The sequence below is a fragment of the Microcystis sp. LE19-10.1B genome (assembly GCF_027530565.1).
GTDB lineage: Bacteria > Cyanobacteriota > Cyanobacteriia > Cyanobacteriales > Microcystaceae > Microcystis > Microcystis aeruginosa.
In genome coordinates, this window is the sequence record NZ_JAPZQM010000067.1 from 1 (window position 1) to 2,471 (window position 2,471).

Annotated in this window: 1 protein-coding gene; it reads left to right on the forward strand. The window is 39.1% G+C overall.

Annotated features, from left to right (window positions below; translation table 11 throughout):
- The first annotated feature begins 204 nt into the window (after positions 1 to 204).
- Complete coding sequence (locus tag O9332_RS02445) at positions 205 to 2,340, forward strand: toll/interleukin-1 receptor domain-containing protein (protein WP_223213069.1); 2,136 nt, start codon at positions 205 to 207, stop codon at positions 2,338 to 2,340.
- Positions 2,341 to 2,471: the final 131 nt, after the last annotated feature.

The window sequence follows — 2,471 nt, forward strand, 5'->3', positions numbered from 1 at the left end:
GATAGTTTGTGCCGCTTAAATAAAGAGGTTTTGATAACCAAATTAAAGCAGCTCTAAAGAGTTTTGAGTTAAAAGTTAAACTTCAAGTTTTCATTCAGGACAAATGTACTGATTAACTAATTTTTTGGGGAAAATTAGTTAACCCATCATTATAACATATAATTAATTTGCAAGAGTTCTTCTAAAGTTCACAGGGGGAGTAAAATGAAAAATTTCTTTGATGTCTTTATTTCCTATGGACGGGCTGATAGTAAAACTTTTGCTATTAAGCTTAATCAAAGGTTGGCAGCACAAGGCTTAAACGTCTGGTTCGACCAAGAAGATATTCCCTTGGCTGTGGACTATCAAGAACAGATTAATGATGGCATCGAGAGGACACATAACTTTATTTTTATCATCGCCCCTCATTCGGTTAATTCGCAATATTGCCTAAAAGAAATTAATCTAGCGATTAAGTACAACAAGCGCATTATTCCTCTGCTTCATGTTGAACAAATTAGCCAAGAAACTTGGCGGCAAAGAAACCCAGATAAAACTGAAGCTGACTGGCAAACATATCAAGCCGAGGGAAGGCATTCTAGTTTTCCGAATATGCCCCCAGCGATCGGCAAAATCAACTGGATCTATTTCCGAGAAGAAATTGATGATTTTGAAAGCTCTTTTGCTGGTTTGATCGGTGCGATTGATCAGCAGCAACACTATGTCCAGAAGCACAGTATTTTTTTAGTTAAAGCCTTAAATTGGTTAAGGAATCAGAAGCAAACTAATTATCTGTTAATTGGCGAAGAGAGACAGGCAGCAGAAAAGTGGTTAAAACATAGATTTACTGAGGAACAGCCGCCTTGCTTGCCCACGGACTTACACTGCGAATTTATTAGCGAAAGTAGTAAAAATGCTAATAATTTGATGACACAGGTTTTCCTGTCATCGTCAGAAAAAGATAATGCCATCAAGGAGAAAATTCGCAAGACTCTGATGCGCGAAGGCTTTACCGTCTGGACTAATCAGACGGATATTAAAACGGGAACTGCCTTTCAGGAGCAAATTAATAAAGGTATTGAAGGGGCGGATAACTTTGTTTATTTAATATCTCCAGAAGCCCTGCAATCATCATACTGTTATCTAGAACTTGCTCACGCTTTTGCTACCAACAAACGAATTATTACTTTGCTGATTGAAAAGACCGATATTGAGTTAATCCCCTCCCAGTTACAGAAATTACAATTTATTGACTTAACTGAATATGAAGATCGGGAAAAATATCGCAGTAGTATCGATAAATTATTGAAGGAATTAAACAGTGATGTTGCTTATCATGAAAGTCATAAAGTGCTGTTAGTCAAAGCCTTGAAATGGCAGCAGCAAACCCACAACCCTAGTGTCCTATTGCGAGGCTATAATCTCCAACATTTTGAAGCTTGGCTGAAGGTAGCTAAACAGCGAAAAGAATCCCCTCCCTTACCGCTACAGGAAGAATTTATTATCGCTAGTCTCAATCAACATAAACCATCTTCTTTAGAAGTTTTTATCTCTTATTCTCGTGCCGATTCAGATTTAGCAAGAAGATTAAATGAGGCTCTGACTTCACTCGGTAAGCTCACTTGGTTCGATCAAGAAAGTATCGCTTCGGGAGAAGATTTTCGGCGAGAAATTTATCAAGGCATTGAAATTTCCGACAACTTTGTATTTATCATTTCTCCCAAATCAATCAATTCACCTTATTGTTATGATGAAGTGGAATATGCCAAAAAATTAAATAAGCGAATTATCACGATCTTACACCAAAAAGTTGCGGCCAAAGATTTGCCCCCTGCCTTAGCTAGTGTTCAGTGGCTTGATTTTAGTCAGCATGGCGGCGACTTTCTGACCAATTTTACTCAGTTAGTTAGAACCATACATACAGACAGAGATCACGTTCATAACCATAGCAAATGGTTACAGAGAGCCAAAGAATGGGAAAATAGCCAAAAAAGTGCTGACTTACTACTCCGGGGCAGTGAATTTGTCCTCGCTCAAACTTGGTTAAAGAAAATTGAGCAACAAAATAAACAACCCCCGGCAACCGAGTTACATAAGGAATTTATTCAAGCTAGTCAGACAGCCATTGAAGCGGCGGAAACAGCAGAAAAAGAACGACAACAACAGTTACTCAAGCTTCAGCAAGAACGAACCCAAGAGGCAGAAAAACGCCTAGAACAAGAGAAAAAAAATGCCAGACGGCAAAAGCAGTGGTTAGTCGTCGTCAGTTTATTCGGGGCGGTGGCGACTTGCTTGGGGTTTTTTGCCGCCTCAGAGTATCGCCAAGCAGCCATTAGCGAGATTGTCGCGGTCCATTGGTGAGAAGTTAAGATTATCTGCAATTTGTCAAGCTTATTGTTACAATTCTTATTGTAAGCAGGAAAAGTTTGCCAAGTCTGGGTTTTGACTATTTTTACCTAATGGCGACAGGAGGTGAGTTCTTGCGCTTATAG

Bases quoted from the DNA above. Each gene is read 5' to 3' on its own strand.
- O9332_RS02445 (WP_223213069.1), top strand. From the start codon at position 205: ATGAAAAATTTCTTTGATGTCTTTATTTCCTATGGACGGGCTGATAGT.